Source organism: Curtobacterium sp. NPDC090217, assembly GCF_044746705.1.
GTDB lineage: Bacteria > Actinomycetota > Actinomycetes > Actinomycetales > Microbacteriaceae > Curtobacterium.
This window is the reverse complement of record NZ_JBIVCR010000002.1, coordinates 813130-827422: the sequence shown is the minus strand read 5'-3', so window position 1 is coordinate 827422 and position 14293 is coordinate 813130. Positions and strand designations below refer to the sequence as shown.

Here is a 14293-nt window from a genome sequence, read left to right as displayed (position 1 = left end):
TCCGACAACCCGTCACATCGTGGGATGTCGGCTCACGACGCAGTGGGCGACGATGTGCAGCGCCCCGTCCCGCACCGTGTCGGTGTAGCTCCCGATGCGGGCGAGTCCGCTCCAGGCCGTCGGGCCGAGCCGTCGGCGCGGGACGCCGCGGGACTCGATGACGATCGGCACGTCCATCTCCTCGTCCGAGACCGGGTGCCCGTCCGAGCCGACCGGCCCGAGCGTGACGGAGACCATCGGGACGCCGGGCTGCAGCCCGCGGCCGTCGCCGACCATCTGCCAGAGCGCCTGGAGCAGTCCGTCGCGCTGTGCTGGGGAGAGGTGCCCGGCGAGCGACCCGGGGTCGGCGACGCTGACGGCACGGCCGAGGTGGTCCGACTCGGTGATGGCGTGGTACAGCCAGGTCTCGCGGCGGCCCTCGATGAGGTGCAGGCGGAGCTCGGTGGCCAGTGACGCCGCCACCGACGAGGACGCGTCCGAGAGGGGGAGCGGGTCGGTGCCGTTCGCGACGGCGTCGAGGAGCTTCTCGGCGGCGAGGTCGAGTCGGGCGAGTTCGTCGGATGCGAGCATGCCGACGGCGAACTGCGGCGCGGAGACGTTCGACTGCACGAGCACCCGGTCGAGTTCACGCTGCACGAGCTGCCGGAAGCGGTGCGTGACGAAGATCGCCACGGACGGCGGGACGATCACGAGCGCCAGCAGCGAGAACAGCCCGGGGATGGTGTCGGTCGTGATCGGGGTCGACGCGACCGCCATGCCGATGAACGCGAGCCCGAGCACCGTGATCGCCGCGGCGACCTCGCGAGCCGGGCGGAGCGTCGCGACGGGGAGCAGGGCGAACCCGGCGGCGATCGAGGCGCTGGCCGTGTGGGCGAGGTCGTGCTCGGGCCAGATGCCGATGAAGTCGAGGGTGACGACGCATCCGAGGACGACGCAGATCAGCACGAAGGCCAGCCCGGTGAGTCGTTCGCCGTAGCTCAGGACGCTCAGGCCGACGCCGACCGCCGCGATGACGAAGAGCATCCACGCGGCAGCGGGGAGCCAGGGGTCGGAGAAGTCCGTCCAGTGTGCGAGGAAGAAGACGATGCCCGCGATCGCCTCGAGTGCGGTGAGCACCGCCGCGCCGAGCCCGAGGTGCCCGGCGCCGAGCGATGCTCCGGGCTTCGCGGCCTGCCGCAGCGACCGCGCACCGGTGGAGGTGGAGGGGAGGCCGCGCGCCTGCCGACGTTCCGTGCCCCGGTACCGTTCCCGAGCCTCCCGTCGGGTCCGCGGGGCGGGCTGCTGGGTCTCGCCGGGGAGTCCGCGGCCGATCGTGTCCTCGGGGACGCGACTCATCGGGGTGCCTCCAGGACGACGGTGGTGCCCGATCCGGGCGCGGAGAAGAGGCGTGCGTCCCCGCCGACCTCGCGGAGGCGGTTCACCACGCTCTCCTTGAAGCCGAGACGCTCTTCGTCGATGGCGCCGAGTTCGAAGCCGACGCCGGAGTCGGTGACCATCGCGCGGACCATGTCGTTGTCGTGCACGATCGTGACGTGCGCCTCGGCGACACCGGCGTGGCGACGGACGTTCTCCAGGCACTCCGCGAGGGCGAGCAGGAACGCGTCGAGGACGTTCGACGGCAGGAGGACCTGCCCGGTGCCGTGCCAGCTGACCTCGAGTCCCATCCGGCCGAAGCGCTGCTTCACGGACTCGAGCGTCTGGCCGAGCGGTGACTCCTCGGTGCGGGTGAGCGAGTAGTCGCCGGACTGCTGCGGTTGCGGTGTCGCGCCGAGCCGGAGGTGCCGCAGGAGCCTGGCGTCCTCGGCGGCCTGCTCGCGCATCGCCTGCTCGGAGACGCCGACACCGGAGTGGGCGAGGAGAGTGAGCGTGGCGAGGACGGTGTCGTGGAGCAGCCGCGCACCCTGGCGGCGCTGCGCCTCGGTCTCGCTGGCCTGGCGTTCCGCACGGTGCGCGGTGCCGATGCTGTAGATGCGACGCGCGACGCGGGGGATGCTCCGGGAGATCCAGTACGCGACCACGGCGGTGAGGACCCAACCGAGGACGGTCCCGCCGACGGCGTTGGAGACGAGTCCGCCGGCGGCGAAGGCCATCACGATGATCGACGCGACGCCGCCGAGGATGGTCAACCCGAGTCCGACGAGGTGTCCGCGCTGCGCCATGAGGAGCGAGGAGAGGCCGCCGGCGGCGAGGGGGACGAGCGCGCTCGCGAGCACCGTGCGCTCGAGCCCGTCGACGCTCGTCGTGAGGAGGACCATGGCGCCGAGGCCCGCCACGAGCGTGAGTGCGGTCCACCACGTCGAGCCGTTCCAGCCGAACGCGACGAGCGCACCGATCATCACCGCCATGCAGGCGACGCCACCGGCGAGCGGACCGGCCGGGACGGCGAACGAGCAGAGGACGCTGACCAGGCTGATCAGCGTGCAGGCGATCCCGACGACACGGGTCGTGGACCGGAGGAGCCGGTCACGTTCCTGTGCGATGAGTTCCATCGGTTTCCTGGTGCTGTTCTCGTGTGCGTGCAGGGAAGAAACCGACGGTTGATCGGTTCGCAGCCATCATTCCACGGGCGGCACCCGTTGGGGGGTGTTCGGCACGCCCAGTCGTTCCGATTGGAAACGGTTTTGTTATAGCGAATGCGATGAAAAGGTCGGTTCAGCCCAGCAGACGACGGAGGTGCGCACCGACCGCCGCGTGCTCGATGAGGAACCCGTCGTGGCCGAATTCGCTGTCGATGACGGCCGCGTGGTCGCCGTCGAGGGTGTCCGGGATGCCTGCGGCGATCCGGTGCTGGTCCTCGAAAGGGAAGAGCCGATCGCTCGAGATGCCGACGACGAGCGTCCTCGCCGTGATGGCACCGAGGGCGGACGCGACGCCGCCTCGTCCGGCACCGACGTCGTGCGAGTCCATTGCGTGCGTCAGCGTCACGTACGTCGATGCGTCGAAGCGCCTGGTGAACTTGTTGCCGTGGAAGTCGAGGTAGCTCTCGACCGAGAAGCGGCCGTCGTCGCCGAGCGGGGACACGTCCGACTGCCATGAACGGTCGAACCGCCCGTTGAGCTCGTCGGACGCGCGGTAGGTCATCATCGCCATCCGCCTGGCCAGTGAGAGCCCCCTGGACGGCCCGTCGCCGGGTTCGGCTTCGTAGTAGTCGCCGCCCGCGAAGCCCGGGTCCATCTGGATCGCGGCGCGCTGCAGCGAGTTCGCCGCGATCTGGTCCGCCGTGGTCTGGGCCGTGCTGGCCAGGATCGCCAGTCGGGCGACACGGGACGGGGCCGACGCCGCGAACTCGAGCGCGTGCATGCCGCCCATCGACCCGCCGACCACCGCGGCGAACCGGTCGATGCCGAGCGCGTCGGCGAGCTGCACCTGTGCGGCGACCTGGTCGCGCACGGTGACGAACGGGAACCGCGAACCCCACTCCACCCCGTCTGGAGAGACCGACGACGGGCCGGTCGAGCCCTGGCAGCCGCCGAGCATGTTCGGCGCGACGACGAACCACCGGTCGGTGTCGATCGCCCGACCGGGTCCGACGACGTCGCCCCACCAGCCGGCGGTCTTGTGCCCGGGGCCGGCATCACCCGTGACGTGCGAGTCCCCGGTCAGCGCGTGGAACACGAGGACGGCGTTGTCCCGTGCGTCGTTCAGCGTGCCCCAGGACTCGTAGGCGATCCGGACGCTCGGCAGCCGTCCGCCGCGGACCCACTGCTCGCCGAGCGCGACGAACTGCCGGGAACCGGGGTGGTCACCGGGTCGCCATGCGCCCGTGACCGGGGGTTTGCCGATCGCCCCGAGCGCGGTCCCCGGGACCAGGGTGGACGGGACGGAGTCCTCGGGAGTCGTCTGCCAGTCCATGGTCCGTCCATTGTCCCGGTCCGTGGACCGTCCGGACGCCGTGTTACGTCGGTTGCGTGGCCGAATCGGGGCGGACGGGAGGCTCGGGTCGGCGCCGGCGGCGTCGTTGCGTCGGCAGGGTCGTTGCGTCCGTGGGGGTCGTTGCGTCGGCAGGGTGGTTGCGTCCGCGGGGTAGTTGCGTCCGCAGGGTCGTTGCGTCCGCAAGAGACGACAGGACCGCTGTCGTACGACATCGACGTTGTCGCAAGCAGGCGGACGCAACAGTTGCACACGCGTGGGAACGACGAAGTCGCTGTCGTACGACAGCGACTTCGTCGTTCTGAGTCGGGTCCGGAGGGGCGCCCCGGGCGTGCGCCTATGCGCGCAAACCAGCCTGGGCGACCGCACGAGCTGCTGCGAGCCCGGCCTCGAGGTCCGCCTTCAGGTCCTCGACGTTCTCGATGCCCACCGACAGGCGCACGAGCCCCGGCGTCACACCGGTGGTCAGCTGCTGCTCCGGCGTGAGCTGCGAGTGCGTCGTCGACGCCGGGTGGATCACGAGCGAGCGCACGTCACCGATGTTGGCGAGGTGCGAGAACAGCGTCAGGTTGTCGACGAGCGCACGACCCGCGTCGACGCCGCCCTTCAGCTCGAACGACAGCACCGCCCCGACGCCCTTCGGTGCGTACCGCGTCGCGGCGCCGTACCAGGGGGAGGTCGGCAGGCCGGCGTAGGCCACCGTCGCCACGTCCGGGTGCTGGTCGAGCCACTCGGCGATCTCCTGCGCGTTCGCCACGTGCCGCTCGATGCGGAGCGACAGGGTCTCGATGCCCTGCAGCAGCGCGAACGCGGTGTCGGGGGAACTCGACGCACCGAGGTCGCGGAGGAGCTGCACGCGCGCCTTGATGATGTAGGCGAGCGAGTTGCCGACCGCCTCGGCGAAGACCGCCCCGTGGTACGAGGGGTCCGGCGTGTTGAACTCCGGGAACTTCTCCGGGTGCTGGGACCACGGGAACGTGCCGCCGTCGACGATGACGCCGCCGATGACCGTGCCGTGCCCACCGAGGAACTTCGTCGCCGAGTGCACCACGATGTCGGCGCCGTGCTCGAACGGACGGATCAGGTACGGCGTCGCGATCGTGTTGTCGACGATGAGCGGCACCCCGGCCTGGTGCGCGATGTCCGCGACCGTCGTGATGTCGAGCACGTTGATCTTCGGGTTCCCGATGGTCTCCGCGAAGAACAGCTTCGTGTTCGGTCGGACGGCGCGACGCCACTCCTCGGGGTCGTCCTGGTCCTCGACGAAGGTCGTCTCGATGCCGAGCCGGGCGAGTGTGTACTTGAAGAGGTTGTACGTGCCGCCGTAGATCGACGACGAGGACACGATGTGGTCACCGGCCTGCGCGATGTTGAGGACGGCGTAGGTCTCCGCCGCCTGACCGCTCGCGACCAGGAGCGCACCGGAGCCCCCCTCGAGCGCGGCGATCCGCTGTTCGAGGACGTCGTTCGTCGGGTTCATGATGCGCGAGTAGATGTTGCCGGGCTTCGCGAGGGCGAAGAGGTCACGCGCCTCGTCCGAGTTCGCGAAGACGTACGAGGTCGTCTTGTAGATCGGGGTGGCGCGTGCGCCGGTCGTCGGGTCCGGCTGCGCTCCGGCGTGGACCTGCGTGGTCTCGAACCGCCACTGCGCGGCGTCGTTCTCGGTCATCTCGTGCTCCTGTCCGGTGCGGTCGGTCGTCGGGTCGCCGTGCGCTCGGCCGGGAGGCTCGGCGCGTCGTCACGTCGGAGGCAACGGTACGGAGGTGGCCGGGTCCGCACCACCGCACCCGTCTCGTGACGTAACGAGCGTCAGGCGGGGTCGCGCCGGAAAAGCCAGCGGACGTTCGGCTCGAGGAGCCAGCGCATGCCCCTCCTGACGAACGGCTGCGCCAGGAAGAGGCTCACCGCACAGGCGAACGCGACCATCAGGAGCACGTACGGCCACGCCGAGTGCTGGCCGGCGAGGATGCCGGACTCGCGTACCGGGTAGAGCACGAACGTGTGCAGCAGGTACACGTACATCGTCGCCGCGCCGAACTGCGTGATCCAGACGTTCCGCCGGGGCACCAGCAGGAGGAACGACGCGGTGAGCAGCGCGGCGAGGAGCATCAGGCCGAAGCGCACGGCACCCGCCCACCACGCGTCCTCGCCGAGACCCGAGTACGAGTCGTCGTAGAAGAACCAGTGGTGCAGGTCGAACTCCTTGAACTGCGGGATCCACACCGCGCAGGCGACCGCCCACGCCGCGAACACCGCGCCGGCCACGATCCGGAGCCGGACGACGATCCTCCGTGGTGCCTCGTACCAGCGGTCGAACAGTCCCCACTGCTTCACCTGCCAGCCGACCAGGAAGAACGGCAGCAGGCTGATCGCGCGGGAGAGGGACAGCGTGGAGTCGACGTTGTCGAAGTACCCGACACCGATGCTGAAGACGACCGCCCAGAACAGCGGCCACCGCAGCTGCGCCAGGTACGGCAGGATCAGCTTGAAGATCCCCAGCGCGAGCAGGAACCAGAGCGTCCACGTCGGCTGGGTCGGGTTGAACTTCTTGCCGCCCTCGACGAGTGACTGCACGACGGTCCAGATCGTCTGCATGATGATGTACGGCACGACGATGTCGGTGATCGTCCGACGCATGCGCTTCGCCGTGGGGGTGTCGGCGGACGAGAAGTACCCGCTGATGACACCGAACGCCGGCATGTGGAACGCGTAGATGAACGTGTACAGCGCCAGGGCGTGCTCGCTCGCCGTTGTCTGCCGTTGGATCGCGTGCCCGATGACGACGAGCGTCACGGCGACGAACCGTGCGGTGTCCCACATCGGGATGCGCCGCTTCGCGCGACCCGGTTCGAGGTTCGTGATCGGCGCAGCGGGCGCGGGAGGGGCGGCGTCCATGGTCATCCCTCGTGACGTTACCGGAACGTGACCTTCGCCGTACTGGGTACCGTTGTCGTGACATTCGTCGACGGAGCACTGGAGGCACGGACATGGCAGCACGACGCGGGGTCGTCACGGGAGCGAGCTCGGGGATCGGGGCGGCCACCGTCCGCCTGTTCCGCGAACGGGGCTGGGACGTGCTCGCCGTCGCCCGGCGTGCCGACCGGCTCGACGCGCTCGCCGCGGAGCTCGGGATCGACACGCTCACGGCGGACATCACCGACGCCGCCGACGTCGAGCGCCTGGCGACTCGCGTCGCGGAGCTCGGCGGCGCGGACGTGCTCGTCAACAACGCCGGGGGAGCGTTCGGCTCGGCGACCGTCGAGGAGTCGGACGTCGACGACTGGCGCGCCATGTTCGAGGTCAACGTCATCGGCACCAAGCGCGTGATCGCGGCGCTGCTCCCGCATCTCCGGCAGCGTGCGTCGACCACGGGCGGCGCCGACATCGTCACCGTCACGAGCACCGCCGGGTTCGTCTCCTACGAGAACGGTGGCGGGTACAACGCCGCGAAGGCCGCCGAGCACGCCCTGGTCGGTGCACTCCGCCTGGAGCTGAACGGCGAACCGATCCGCGTCGTCGAGATCGCTCCCGGGCTCGTGAAGACCGACGAGTTCGCGCTCGTGCGGTTCGGCGGGGACGAGTCGAAGGCCGCGGCGGTCTACGACGGTGTCGAGGACCCGCTCACGGCCGACGACGTCGCCGAGGCGATCGTGCACGCGGTGGAGCTGCCGTCGCACGTGAACCTCGACCTCGTCACGATCCGTCCGGTCGCGCAGTCCGCCCAGCACAAGCTGGCGCGCGGACACCTGTCGCCCAAGTCCTGACCAGGCAGCCGTCGGCGGTTCTCCGCTCCGCACGCGCCCGGGCGGGGAACTCGGGTCGCGGGGGCGGGGTACCTGCCGGTACCGTGGACGGATGCCGATCAGCAGCGAACCCGCCGAGCCCTCCTCGCCGGCCGTCGTGACCGTGACGAGCGGGCCCGAGGTGCTCGGCTGGCTCGAGTTCGGGGACGCCGCTCGGCTCCTCGCGAAGGACGTCCTGTCGTCCGGCTTCGAGCCAGAGGTCGTCGTGGCCGTCGCCCGCGGCGGGCTCATCATCGCCGGTGCCGTGGCCTACGCGCTCGGCACGAAGGAGTGCGGTTCGATCAACGTCGAGTTCTACACGGACGTCGAACAGCGTCTGGACGAGCCAGTCGTGCTCGCGCCAGCGCTCGACGCTCCGAGCCTCGCCGGCAAGCGCGTGCTCGTCGTGGACGACGTCTCCGACTCCGGGCGCACCCTGGCGCTCGTCGTCGACATCATCGCGAAGGCCGGCGCCGACGTGCGGAGCGCCTGCCTGTACTCGAAGCCAGGCACCGTGCTCGAGCCCGACCACGTCTGGCGACGGGTCGACGGCTGGATCACGTTCCCGTGGAGCGCCCTCGCACCGGTGACGGCCGAGTCGTGAGCATCCACCTCGTCGGCGGCGGACCGTTCGCCGCCTCCGACGCCGCTGCGCCCTTCCTCGCCGAGGCGACCGCCCGTTCCGCCGCCGTCGGCCGCACCGTCCCGCGCATCGGGCTGCTCTCCGTCGCCGACGCCACGGGCACGAGCCCGTCGTCGACCGCCGACATCGCGGAGGTCCTCGGCGGTGCCCGCGCGGCGGAGGTCCTCGTGACCGAGGTCGCTCCTGGGCAGCCGTTCAGCACGGCGGTCCTCAGCGACATCGACGCCCTGGTCATCGGCGGCGGGCGTACCCCCGACTACCTCGACGCGATCGCGCCGCTCGTCGACCAGATCCGCCTGCTCGTCTCCGACGGCCTGCCGTACCTCGGGTACTCGGCGGGCGCCATGATCGCGTCCGACCGTGCGCTCGTCGGCGGCTGGCGCGTCGGTGGCGTCGAGGTCTGCCCCGAGGGCGCATCGGAGGGCCTCGACGAGGTCGAGCTCCGCGAAGGACTCGGGCTCGTGGACCTGACCATCGACGTGCACGCCGTGCAGGCCGGCACGATCGCACGGCTCATCGCCAGCGCCGAGGCGGAGTTCGTCACCGCCGGACTCGCCATCGACGATGACACCGTCCTGGTCGTCGGTGAGGGGGCGCTCGAGGTCCGCGGGGCCGGCAGCGTCTGGCGCGTGGTCGCCGGCGACGAGTCGGTCTCCGTCGCCACGATGGGTGCGTAGCGACTCCGATGCAGGCTCAGCCGCTCGCCGAACTGGTCGACCCCGGGTGGGCGGAGGCCCTCGCCCCGGTCGAGGACGACGTCCACCGACTCGGTGCGTGGCTCCGCGAGGAGACGGCGTCGGGGCGGCCGTACCTGCCGGCCGGCGCGTCCGTGCTCCGGGCGTTCGAGTACCCGTTCGACCAGGTGAAGGTGCTGGTCATCGGACAGGACCCGTACCCGACGCCAGGACACCCGATCGGCCTGTCCTTCGCCGTCGACCCAGGGGTCCGTCCGGTGCCGCGCAGCCTCGCGAACATCTACCGCGAGCTCCACGACGACCTCGGCGTCACTCCGCCGGCGCACGGCGACCTGCGTCCGTGGTCGGAGCGGGGCGTGATGCTGCTCAACCGCGTGCTGACGGTCGGTGCCGGGGACGCCGGCAGCCACCGCGGCAAGGGGTGGGAGCGGGTCACCGAGCAGGCCGTCCGCGCGCTCGTCGCCCGGGACCGCCCGCTCGTCGCCGTGCTCTGGGGCGCGCAGGCCGGGTCCGTCCGGCCGTTCCTCGGGGACACGCCGATCGTCGCGTCGGCGCACCCGAGTCCGCTCAGCGCGTCCCGCGGGTTCTTCGGGAGCCGCCCGTTCTCCCAGGTGAACGAGCTGCTCGTCGCCCAGGGTGCCGACCCCGTCGACTGGACGCTGCCCGCCCAGGTGTGACGAGCCTCCAGGCCGGTGTCGTGACCGCCTGCCGGACGCGACCCGTAGGCTCGTGATCGTGCTCGAGGAGGAATACCGCCAGCGGCGGGTGCTGCCGCGTCACCTGCGTGCGCCCGCGCCGTCCGAGACCGCGTTCGCCTGGTCGATCCGCGCCGCCGAGCCGTCGGACCTGCCGGACATCCGCGAGATCCACGCGCACTACGTGCGGAACTCGTCGGTGACGTTCGACGGCGCCGTGCTGACGTTCGCGGCGTGGAAGCAGCGGTACGACGAGATCCGCCGGCGGAAGCTCCCGTTCCTGGTCGCGGTGAACCCGTCTGGACAGTTGCTCGGGTACGCGCTCGTCGATCCGTGGAACCCGCGTGACCGGTCGAACCACGTGGTCGAGAACTCGATCTACCTCGGGCCGGCCTCGGGCGGGAAGGGGCTCGGGCGTGCGCTGATGGAGGCGCTGCTCGACGAGTGCCGTGCGGCTGGGGTCCGCGAGGTCGTCGCGGTGATCGCCGACCGGTCAGCCGATGCCTCGATCAAGTTGCACCGACGGCTCGGCTTCGAGGAGATCGGCCGCATGGGCAAGGTCGGGTACAAGTACGACCGGTGGCTCGGGACCGTCACGATGCGGTTGCGCCTGCGGGGTCCGCGGACGCGGCGCGGTGCTCGAAAGTTCCCATAACGAGCGCGATGGGAGGCTGAATCGCGCGTAGGTAGTCGGAAGAACCGGCCTCCTACGCGCGATTCGACGTTCTACGCGCGAATCGACCCGGCAGCGACTGCAGGCACGCGTCAGGCTCAGCGCCCCGCGGCCTCGGCGATGAACTCGTCGCGGGTCACACCGACCATCGCGGTCGCCGCGGCTGCTGCGGCGTCGGCGTCCCCGGCGACCACGGCCCGCCCGACCGCCTCGTGCCGACCGGCCGCGGCGCCCGTCCACCGGGTGATCGTGTCGCGCGACTCCGACGTGCGGGTGCGGAGGAGCGCCTCGACGGTGCCGGCGAAGTGCCCGAACACGGCGTTGCCGGACCCGGTGAGGAGCGCGCGGTGGAAGCGGACGTCCGCCTCGAGGTAGGCGCGGCCGTCCCCGCTCGCCGCCGCGGCGACCATCTCGAGCGCCGCGGCCAGCACCGGGGCGCCGACCTCGGCTCCTCGCCCGGCGAGCAGCGATGCCGCGACGGGCTCGATCCCGAGCCGGAGTTCGAGGAGTTCGCGCTGCTGGGCGAAGTACCCGTCGGAGAGTCCTCGCCACCGGATGACCGAGGGCGAGAGCAGCTCCCACGACGTCACGGGCAGCACCTGGGTCCCGATGCGCTGTCGCGGCTCGACGAGTCCGAGTGACTGCAGGACGCGGAGTGCCTCGCGCACGACGGAGCGCGACACGCCGAACTCGGTCGCGATCTCCTCTGGACGCAGCACGACGCCCGCTGGCGATGCGCCGGACACGATCCGCTGACCGAGGGTGTCGAGCACCTGGGCGTGCAGTCCGCGGGGCGTGGTCATCGTTCCTCCATGCAGTACGGATCGCGCACCGGGCGCGACGTGTGCTCCATCAGACCGGCAGACTGCCCCGACGGGTGTGTGCCGCGCGGAGGACCGACGTATAGTCTGATTAATCAGATTATTCGACGTCGCTTCGAACGGCATCGAAACCCGGAACCAAGGCGACGGAGCCGCGCGGAAGCGTCTCCAGGAAGGGGCGCAGATGCCTCACCTCGCACCAACCAGCGCGAGCACCGTGCTCGCTGCCGGCACCGACACGGTCGATCCGTCCGGTCCGGTCTCGCAGCTCGTGATCGCGGCGCTCATCGGCATCGTCGTGATCATCGTCCTGATCACGTGGCTCAAGATCCACCCGTTCATCGCGCTGACGATCGGCGCGGTCGGCGTCGGCATCGGCGCCGGACTCGCACCGGACAAGGCCGTGACGAGCTTCGGGGTCGGCTTCGGCGCGACCATGACGAGCGTCGGCATCCTGGTCGGGCTCGGGTCGATGTTCGGCAAGATGCTCGTCGACTCGGGCGCAGCGGACCGGGTGGTGGACACCCTCGTCCGGAAGTCGTCGAAGGCGGCGCTGCCGTGGACGATGGCGCTCATCGGTGCACTGATCGGCCTGCCGATGTTCTTCGAGGTCGGCCTGGTGCTCCTCATCCCGATCATCGTCCTGGTCGCCAAGCGCAGCGACGTGCCGATCATGAAGATCGCCGTCCCCGCCCTGGTCGGTCTGTCCACGATGCACGCGTTCGTCCCGCCGCACCCCGGACCGCTCGTCGCGATCTCCACGGTTGGTGCGAACCTCGGCACGACGCTCGCCTTCGGCATCGTGCTCGCGATCCCGGTCATCATCCTGGCCGGCCCGGTCTTCGCCCGCTTCGCGGCCCGCTGGGTCGACATCCCGGCACCCGACCTGTTCGGCTCGCGTGGCAGCGACCCGGCTCACGAAGGACGGGAGGCCCGGCGCGGCCCCGCCACGCAGGACACCGCGTCCCTGCCGAACGGCAAGAGCGACTTCACCCGCGTCATCAGCGAACCGCGCAGCCCGTCGTTCGCGGTCGCGCTGATCGGCATCCTGCTGCCGGTGGTCCTCATGCTCGCGCAGGCGATCCGCGAGGCGACGATGCCCGACGCCGCTGGTGCCTGGGTGAGCCTGCTCGACTTCCTCGGTTCGCCGATGGTCGCGATCGGACTCGCAGCGCTGTACGCGATCGTCTTCTTCGCGATCGGCGGCGGCATGGACCGCTCGGCCGTGTCACGGTCGCTCGAGAGCGCGCTGCCGCCCGTCGCCGGCGTGCTGCTCATCGTCGGCGCGGGCGGTGGGTTCAAGCAGGTCTTGATCGACACCGGGATCGGCGGGGTGATCGCCGACGCGGTGAAGGACTCCGGGATCTCGGTGCTCCTCGTCGCATGGGTCGTCTCGGCGCTGGTCCGTGTCGCCACCGGTTCGGCCACGGTCGCGACCGTCACGGCCGCCGGCATCATGGCCCCGATCGCGCAGGACCTGTCGTCGCCGGTGGTGTCGCTCCTCGTGCTCGCGATCGGCGCGGGCTCGGTGTTCCTGTCGCACGTCAACGACGCCGGGTTCTGGCTGGTGAAGGGGTACCTCAACACCACGGTGGGGCAGACGTTCAAGACGTGGACGGTGCTCGAGTGCCTGATCTCGGTGTTCGGGTTGCTCGGCGTCCTGCTCGCGGGGGTGTTCATCCGATGAGCGAGCTCGACGCCCGCGTCCTCGTCGTGATGGGGGTCTCCGGATCCGGCAAGTCGACCGTGGCCGAGATGGTCGCGGAGCGGCTCGGGTGGGACTTCGCCGAGGGCGACGCGATGCACCCGCAGGCGAACGTCGACAAGATGCACGCCGGGATCCCGCTCGACGACGACGACCGCTGGCCGTGGCTCGAGGTCGTCGCGAGCTGGATCCGCGACCACCTGGACTCCGGGACGAACGGTGTCGTCACGTGCTCGGCGCTGAAGCGCTCCTACCGTGACGTCCTCCGGGCGCCCGGCGTGGTGTTCGTGCACGTCGCCGGCGACAACTCCTTGATCGAGGACCGGATGACGGCCAGGTCGGGGCACTTCATGCCGACGTCGCTCCTGGCGTCGCAGCTCGCGACCCTGGAGCCGCCGCAGGACGACGAGGCGCACATCACCGTCGCCGCCGACCGCACGCCGGAGGAGGAGCGCGACGAGGTGATCGAGCGGCTGGGGCTCGAACCCGGCGTCAGGTGAACTGGATCGGGGTACCGACCGGCAGCGCCGCCAGGGTCTTCGTCATCTCGGCGGAGATCCGCACGCATCCGTGCGAGCTGCCGGTCGGGTCCGGGTAGAAGTGCAGCGCCGTCAGTGCGGCGTTCCCCCCGTACGACGGGATGCGGGAGGAGTGCGCGCCGGTCAGGATGATCGGGTTGCCCTGCGCGTAGGTCACCCGCGCGTCGACGTACGCCGCTTCGACGTAGGTCGCCGTGTCGGTCGGGGTCGGGTCGTCCGGTGTGCCGAGTCGTGCCGGCTCGCTCGCCACGACCTGGCCGCTCCGCGCCACGACCGAGACGGTGTCCGCCGCGACGTCGACCAGGATCGTCCGGTCCGTGTCCACGACGCTGAAGTCGGCGGCGCGGGCCCACGCGAACGTCGCACTCGGGGCGTCGGGCACACCACCGTCACCCGGCGTGCGGTTCCGCGCCGGGGTCGACACGAGCAGCATCCCGCCGTTGACGCCTGCGGAGCGACCCCACACGGCGGTGGCGGCGGGGAGTTCCACCGTCGACACCGTCGCCGAGAGCGTCCCGATGGGTGCAGCGTCGGCGTCCGGGCTGGCGTACAGCGCGACGAGTTGCTCGTTCGGGGTCGCGATCTGCCAGCCGTTCTCGGGGTGGACGTCCGAGCCGTCGAGGAGCCCGGGGATCACCGCGTCGTGGAACGCGAGCGGCAGCGCCGCGAGTTCCGCCGCCGACGGTGCCGCAGGCACGGCGGCGGGGGTCGGCGTCGGCGTCGGCTGCCGGGCGGCGGCGGTCCTCGGTGGGCTCGCCTGGTCGCGGTCCGGCACCAGGGCGAGCCCGACGCACACGACGGTACCGACGAGGGCAGCACCGGCCACACTCGTCACGATCCACGTCCGCCGTCGCACCACGGGCCTCCTGT

At 71.0% G+C, this 14293-nt stretch carries 14 protein-coding genes; 7 read left to right on the top strand and 7 right to left on the bottom strand.

What is annotated here, in order from left to right; all coding sequences use genetic code 11:
• Window positions 1–12: 12 nt before the first annotated feature.
• From ACIPJ2_RS11575 to ACIPJ2_RS11555, 5 genes are all read right to left on the bottom strand, one after another.
• Complete coding sequence (locus ACIPJ2_RS11575) at window positions 13–1335, bottom strand: hypothetical protein (protein ID WP_402728924.1); 1323 nt, start codon at window positions 1333–1335, stop codon at window positions 13–15.
• A complete protein-coding gene (locus ACIPJ2_RS11570) occupies window positions 1332–2489 on the bottom strand; it encodes an ATP-binding protein (protein WP_402728923.1) in 1158 nt (385 codons plus the stop codon). The genes ACIPJ2_RS11575 and ACIPJ2_RS11570 overlap by 4 nt, the downstream gene beginning before the upstream one ends.
• A 163-nt stretch (window positions 2490–2652) precedes the next feature.
• On the bottom strand, window positions 2653–3852 hold the full coding sequence (locus ACIPJ2_RS11565) for a homoserine O-acetyltransferase (protein ID WP_402728922.1): 1200 nt from the start codon (window positions 3850–3852) through the stop codon (window positions 2653–2655).
• Between the two features lie 355 nt (window positions 3853–4207).
• On the bottom strand, window positions 4208–5539 hold the full coding sequence (locus ACIPJ2_RS11560) for a bifunctional o-acetylhomoserine/o-acetylserine sulfhydrylase (protein WP_281264797.1): 1332 nt from the start codon (window positions 5537–5539) through the stop codon (window positions 4208–4210).
• Between the two features lie 140 nt (window positions 5540–5679).
• Entirely contained in the window at window positions 5680–6771 is a 1092-nt protein-coding gene (locus tag ACIPJ2_RS11555; protein ID WP_402728921.1) for an acyltransferase family protein, read from the bottom strand.
• An 86-nt stretch (window positions 6772–6857) separates the two neighbouring features.
• Between ACIPJ2_RS11555 and ACIPJ2_RS11550 the strand changes: the two genes are divergently transcribed.
• From ACIPJ2_RS11550 to ACIPJ2_RS11530, 5 genes are all read left to right on the top strand, one after another.
• Window positions 6858–7634, top strand: coding sequence for an SDR family oxidoreductase (locus ACIPJ2_RS11550; RefSeq protein WP_402728920.1), 777 nt, complete (start codon window positions 6858–6860; stop codon window positions 7632–7634).
• A gap of 91 nt (window positions 7635–7725) precedes the next feature.
• Complete coding sequence (locus tag ACIPJ2_RS11545) at window positions 7726–8256, top strand: phosphoribosyltransferase (RefSeq protein ID WP_281264794.1); 531 nt, start codon at window positions 7726–7728, stop codon at window positions 8254–8256.
• Entirely contained in the window at window positions 8253–8972 is a 720-nt protein-coding gene (locus ACIPJ2_RS11540; protein WP_402728919.1) for a Type 1 glutamine amidotransferase-like domain-containing protein, read from the top strand. The genes ACIPJ2_RS11545 and ACIPJ2_RS11540 overlap by 4 nt, the downstream gene beginning before the upstream one ends.
• 8 nt (window positions 8973–8980) lie before the next feature.
• On the top strand, window positions 8981–9667 hold the full coding sequence (locus ACIPJ2_RS11535) for a uracil-DNA glycosylase (RefSeq protein ID WP_402728918.1): 687 nt from the start codon (window positions 8981–8983) through the stop codon (window positions 9665–9667).
• Between the two features lie 58 nt (window positions 9668–9725).
• Window positions 9726–10340, top strand: a complete 615-nt coding sequence (locus ACIPJ2_RS11530; RefSeq protein ID WP_402728917.1) for a GNAT family N-acetyltransferase — start codon at window positions 9726–9728, stop codon at window positions 10338–10340.
• A 116-nt stretch (window positions 10341–10456) separates the two neighbouring features.
• Here ACIPJ2_RS11530 and ACIPJ2_RS11525 read toward each other — a convergent pair whose 3' ends face one another.
• Window positions 10457–11161, bottom strand: a complete 705-nt coding sequence (locus ACIPJ2_RS11525; protein ID WP_402728916.1) for a FadR/GntR family transcriptional regulator — start codon at window positions 11159–11161, stop codon at window positions 10457–10459.
• 202 nt (window positions 11162–11363) lie between these two features.
• Between ACIPJ2_RS11525 and ACIPJ2_RS11520 the strand changes: the two genes are divergently transcribed.
• Together ACIPJ2_RS11520 and ACIPJ2_RS11515 are read left to right on the top strand one after the other, a co-directional pair.
• Window positions 11364–12866 carry a GntP family permease gene (locus tag ACIPJ2_RS11520; RefSeq protein ID WP_402728915.1) on the top strand — a complete coding sequence of 501 codons (1503 nt, stop codon included), beginning with the start codon at window positions 11364–11366 and terminating at the stop codon, window positions 12864–12866.
• Window positions 12863–13384, top strand: coding sequence for a gluconokinase (locus ACIPJ2_RS11515; protein ID WP_402728914.1), 522 nt, complete (start codon window positions 12863–12865; stop codon window positions 13382–13384). Before ACIPJ2_RS11520 ends, ACIPJ2_RS11515 begins: the two co-directional genes overlap by 4 nt.
• Here the strand turns inward: ACIPJ2_RS11515 and ACIPJ2_RS11510 are convergent.
• Window positions 13377–14279, bottom strand: coding sequence for a L,D-transpeptidase (locus ACIPJ2_RS11510; RefSeq protein ID WP_402728913.1), 903 nt, complete (start codon window positions 14277–14279; stop codon window positions 13377–13379). The two genes, ACIPJ2_RS11515 and ACIPJ2_RS11510, sit on opposite strands and share 8 nt — an antisense overlap.
• Window positions 14280–14293: the final 14 nt, after the last annotated feature.

Bases quoted from the DNA above. Each gene is read 5' to 3' on its own strand.
- ACIPJ2_RS11575 (WP_402728924.1), bottom strand. From the start codon at position 1,335: ATGAGTCGCGTCCCCGAGGACACGATCGGCCGCGGACTCCCCGGCGAG.
- ACIPJ2_RS11570 (WP_402728923.1), bottom strand. From the start codon at position 2,489: ATGGAACTCATCGCACAGGAACGTGACCGGCTCCTCCGGTCCACGACC.
- ACIPJ2_RS11565 (WP_402728922.1), bottom strand. From the start codon at position 3,852: ATGGACTGGCAGACGACTCCCGAGGACTCCGTCCCGTCCACCCTGGTC.
- ACIPJ2_RS11560 (WP_281264797.1), bottom strand. From the start codon at position 5,539: ATGACCGAGAACGACGCCGCGCAGTGGCGGTTCGAGACCACGCAGGTC.
- ACIPJ2_RS11555 (WP_402728921.1), bottom strand. From the start codon at position 6,771: ATGACCATGGACGCCGCCCCTCCCGCGCCCGCTGCGCCGATCACGAAC.
- ACIPJ2_RS11550 (WP_402728920.1), top strand. From the start codon at position 6,858: ATGGCAGCACGACGCGGGGTCGTCACGGGAGCGAGCTCGGGGATCGGG.
- ACIPJ2_RS11545 (WP_281264794.1), top strand. From the start codon at position 7,726: ATGCCGATCAGCAGCGAACCCGCCGAGCCCTCCTCGCCGGCCGTCGTG.
- ACIPJ2_RS11535 (WP_402728918.1), top strand. From the start codon at position 8,981: ATGCAGGCTCAGCCGCTCGCCGAACTGGTCGACCCCGGGTGGGCGGAG.
- ACIPJ2_RS11525 (WP_402728916.1), bottom strand. From the start codon at position 11,161: ATGACCACGCCCCGCGGACTGCACGCCCAGGTGCTCGACACCCTCGGT.
- ACIPJ2_RS11520 (WP_402728915.1), top strand. From the start codon at position 11,364: ATGCCTCACCTCGCACCAACCAGCGCGAGCACCGTGCTCGCTGCCGGC.
- ACIPJ2_RS11515 (WP_402728914.1), top strand. From the start codon at position 12,863: ATGAGCGAGCTCGACGCCCGCGTCCTCGTCGTGATGGGGGTCTCCGGA.